This is a genomic window from Neglectibacter sp. X4 (assembly GCF_009917365.1).
Lineage (GTDB): Bacteria > Bacillota > Clostridia > Oscillospirales > Acutalibacteraceae > Acutalibacter.
In genome coordinates, this window is the sequence record NZ_QWLE01000109.1 from 1 (window position 1) to 4,024 (window position 4,024).

General features: G+C 36.6%; 5 protein-coding genes and 2 pseudogenes. 6 read left to right on the forward strand and 1 reads right to left on the reverse strand.

The features are described from left to right. The 5 genes and pseudogenes from D1841_RS16640 to D1841_RS16660 all read left to right on the forward strand — a co-directional run. Window positions 1–148, forward strand: a pseudogene (locus D1841_RS16640) (helix-turn-helix domain-containing protein); the annotation flags it as partial. A gap of 15 nt (window positions 149–163) precedes the next feature. Continuing rightward, entirely contained in the window at window positions 164–499 is a 336-nt protein-coding gene (locus D1841_RS16645; RefSeq protein WP_237076446.1) for a hypothetical protein, read from the forward strand. 14 nt (window positions 500–513) lie between these two features. Continuing rightward, window positions 514–657 carry a DUF6664 family protein gene (locus D1841_RS16650; RefSeq protein ID WP_160644776.1) on the forward strand — a complete coding sequence of 48 codons (144 nt, stop codon included), beginning with the start codon at window positions 514–516 and terminating at the stop codon, window positions 655–657. A 138-nt stretch (window positions 658–795) separates the two neighbouring features. Then, window positions 796–2,166: a TIR domain-containing protein gene (locus D1841_RS16655; RefSeq protein ID WP_160644778.1), complete on the forward strand. Its 1,371-nt coding sequence runs from the start codon at window positions 796–798 to the stop codon at window positions 2,164–2,166. Window positions 2,167–2,211: 45 nt separating this feature from the next. Next, window positions 2,212–2,928 carry a hypothetical protein gene (locus D1841_RS16660; protein ID WP_160644780.1) on the forward strand — a complete coding sequence of 239 codons (717 nt, stop codon included), beginning with the start codon at window positions 2,212–2,214 and terminating at the stop codon, window positions 2,926–2,928. Here the strand turns inward: D1841_RS16660 and D1841_RS16665 are convergent. Next, window positions 2,890–3,228: pseudogene (locus D1841_RS16665) on the reverse strand (MATE family efflux transporter); the annotation flags it as partial. The gene D1841_RS16660 and the pseudogene D1841_RS16665 sit on opposite strands and share 39 nt — an antisense overlap. Window positions 3,229–3,585: 357 nt before the next feature. Here D1841_RS16665 and D1841_RS16670 point away from each other — a divergent pair. Then, on the forward strand, window positions 3,586–4,024 hold a 439-nt coding region (locus D1841_RS16670; protein WP_237076447.1), incomplete at its 3' end, for a helix-turn-helix transcriptional regulator.

The window sequence follows — 4,024 nt, forward strand, 5'->3', positions numbered from 1 at the left end:
CATCAAATATGGGGGGATGAATATTTCAGTAAAAGCAATAACACCATTACTGTTCATATTCGGCATCTTCGTGAGAAAATGGGAGATTCATTTGAAGCCACAATATATAAAAACAGTCTGGGGGTGTGGATACAAAATTGAAAATTAAGATTTCAAGTTTGACATGACCCCGTTTACCATAGACAACTGCATCCCAGATAATAAATGCGGCAGCATTGTGGGAAAGGTCGTTGTCATCAATGCCGAGGTCAACCGCCATGAATACCGACATTCTGCCTACCAGCTTGTACTGGCGGACGGCGGTCACGGAGCGTTGGGCGGCAGGGGGCAGGCGGTGTTCGGCACTTCCCTTGCGGATGGAAAGCACGCCCGATGGGAACGGTGCGACGTGCTTGGGGAAATCAAGTCAGAGAAGATGCCTGAATGGGCAAAAGAAGCCCTCGCAAAAATCAAGGAACAGGAAAAAATAAAAAAATCAAAGAGCAGGGAGGAACGCTGATGGAGGTACGGGCTTTGACACAATCCGAACAGAAATGTGCCGCACTGATTAAAGTGATGGAGCTTAAGAACAAACTTACGGATATGGAGATGCAGTCGGTCTACTTCAGTGGCTGCTATGACAGCGTGGGGTATCTGAAAAAGGCAGGGATTTTATAACGGACTGACCGAGAAAAGGGCGGTGTTGGCATGGAGCTGATGCCGTCTTTTACATAGCCGAGAGGTAGAAATTGTTAAGAATTTGATATATAATAGAAAAAATAAAAAATGAGGTAGTATTGATGATGGAGGTTTGTAATGAAAATATTTATTAGTCATTCTAGTCGAGATAGAGATATGTGTATAAAACTTTGTGATATATTGATGGAAAAAGGACATATAGTTTTTGATGCCTCTGTTAATAATTTTGATGTAGGAAAAAATATTTTTGAAGTAATAAAAACTGAGTTAAGTGATGCCGATGTTTTTATTGCTATTATTACAGAGAATTTTGTAAATTCATCATGGGCACAAGCAGAATTGAGTTCTGTAATGTTTAGTACCGATAGTATTCATATCCTTCCGGTTGTAGTTGGTGATGTATTTGTACCTGATTTTTTGAGGGGGATTACATTTATAAAAGTTAATGACCCAGAGGAGGTTACAGAAGCTGTACTAAAGGGTATTTCACAATTAAGTGTTGATAAGGAGAGTTCTACTCTTCTTCAAAAGCGAGATGCAGTACCATCAAGAAAAAATGACCTTGAGGAAAAAATCGGTTTATTGAAAGAAGCTTTAATTGATAATCAGCTTACGTTGGTATGTGGAGCAGGGATTTCAAGAGATTCTTCTATACCTGATTGGAATGAACTCTTGGTTAATATCCTTAATGAAGCTTTCTTTAAAGAAAATTTGAATATTCCACAATCTAAAGTTTTAGCAGAGGATTTGATTTCACTAATGCCACAATCAAATTTAATTTTAGGGAAATATTTAAGATTGGTATTAAAAGATGATTTTGAGAAAGTAGTACAAAAACATTTATACTCATATTACAATCAAGACCGAGATTTTGAATCATCAATGATGGTGCAAGGTCAAGAAATAATTAATTATGCTTTAGAAACAAATATGATGAAAGCAATCGTTGAACTTGCTCGTCCTAAGAGGAGAGGAAAATGTTTAGAATCAATAATTACTTTTAATTTTGATGATTTGATAGAATGTGAATTATCAAAAAATAATATTGAATATTGTCCTATATGGAAAGAGGGGCAAATATATGGAATGGATGCTTTGCCTATTTTTCATGTACACGGATTTTTACCAAATCAAAGAGAAATAGACAGTCCCAATTTGGTTTTTAGTGAGGAAGCATATCATTCACAATTTATTGACCCATATAGTTGGTCAAATCTAATTCAATTAAACACATTCTCTGCAAATATATGTTTGTTTGTAGGTTTAAGTTTATCCGACCCCAATTTAAGACGATTATTAGATATATCGTGGAGAAGAAATCAAAGATGCAAGCATTATATTATTATGAGAAAAGCACCTCAAAAAAATAGAACGAACGAAATTGCTACCATGCTTTTTGAACAAGATGCAAATTCACTCGGATTAAATGTTATTTGGTGTTCCGATTTTTCAGAAATACCGATTGTATTATCCAGTATTACAACATGATGATGTATATTACATAATATGAAATAAAGAGAGGACAATGTTTTTATGACCATTGAATTTATGTTTAATAATATCAAGAATATTGAATTGATATATTTGATAGAAGAAACGTATGATGAAGATTTTGGCGATAGTATTAAAGAGGAACAATACTTAGGGACAGATTATTGCAAAAATATTATGAATAAGCTCCAAGCACATTTCTCAGAGATAAAGAATTGTATATATAAGGGGCAGACTGAACGGATTGCTCATGAGGAATATAATGTTGAAGTAGCAGGCGTGATATATTCTGTATCATTTACTATTGATACTTTTAATGATAAGGCTCAAACACAATTAGGAATTTACATATTTTCCCCGACAGATACTAATGAATATGATATTTTTTTGGAAAAACTAAAAGTATATTTGAAAGAAATATTATTGAAAGAATGGGAAATATGTACTTGGATTATTGACGAACAATCAGAATATTTAGGGATGCAGTTATATCCGTTAATATTTAAAGCAGAAAATAAAATGAGAGCTTTTGTCAATAAGGTTATGACACATAAGTTTGGATTTAAGTGGATGGAACTAATAGGATTGGAAGATATAATAAAAGGATATCAAAGAAGTAATGTAGATTTTAAAAGAGAAGTTCCCGAATTCAACAATATTAATAACTATTTAATCTGTTCAACGGCTGAATCTTTAGCAAAGTTGATGTTGAAATCAAATGATAATGATGACCGCCCCTACGGATACGCTGCTGTATAAAGCGGTACTTGCCACTTTATCCGCATTTTCCTTATCCCCACGACCTAACAATCGGGAAATGTAAGAAGCCGCACCGTTTCCGAACAGCAGACCCAAACCGACAACGACCTGTCCGAGCGGATAGACCACGGAGATTGCCCCCATCTGGCTCTCCCCTAGCCCGCCGACAAAATAAGCGTCAACAAGGTTGTAGAAAGCATTTACCAACATGCCAATCATTGTTGGGATGCCCATTGCTAAAAGTGCTTTTGGTATGGATGTGCTGCCGAGCAGCTCCATCTTTTTGCTTTGACTGTTCATTTTGAACTCCTTTCTCTTGACAAATAATGTTATTTATACTACTATAAAATATAGTATTTGCATTGCGGAGATTATAATACTATAATTTATAGTAGTTGTCAATAGAAAAAGACCTGCTAAGTTTTGTCAAGGGAAAAATCAAGAATTTTGAACAGATGAAAAAGGCACACAAAACCAAGCCGCAGTGCATCTCAAAAAAGAAAAGGCGGCTGGCCACTGTTACAAAGCAGGGGTTTAGGTGTGCTCTAAAGATTCCAAGTAAGCTTTTACCTTGGCGTAGTAGATGCGCAGGAACTTGTTAGCAGAGGCCATCATGTAGACACGATAAGCTATCCTTAACGACAAGGAGGTAAAAGGATGGAATGGTTGAAAAAGCTTGGAAAAGCCATTGATTACATAGAAGATAATCTGGATAAGGAAATATCGTATGATGAAGCAGCCCGCATTGCGTGTTGTTCCCCCTATTATTTCCAGCGTGTTTTTTCCTATGTTTCGGGTGTGTCGTTGGCGGAATACATACGCCGCCGAAAAATGACGCAGGCGGCATTTGAATTGCAACGGGCAGACAGCAGGGTAATAGACGTTGCATTAAAATATGGATATTCCTCTCCGACTTCTTTTAATCGGGCTTTTCAAAATGTTCATGGCATCACGCCAACAGCAGCTAAGCTAGGGGAAAGCGTCCTGCAAGCATATCCGTCAATTCAGTTTAAGATTGAAAGGCACTGTAAAGCAAAAATGAAAAGAAAAGACCCGAAAATCAGCGAAAAACTCTACGCAACGAGGAAAAGCTCAC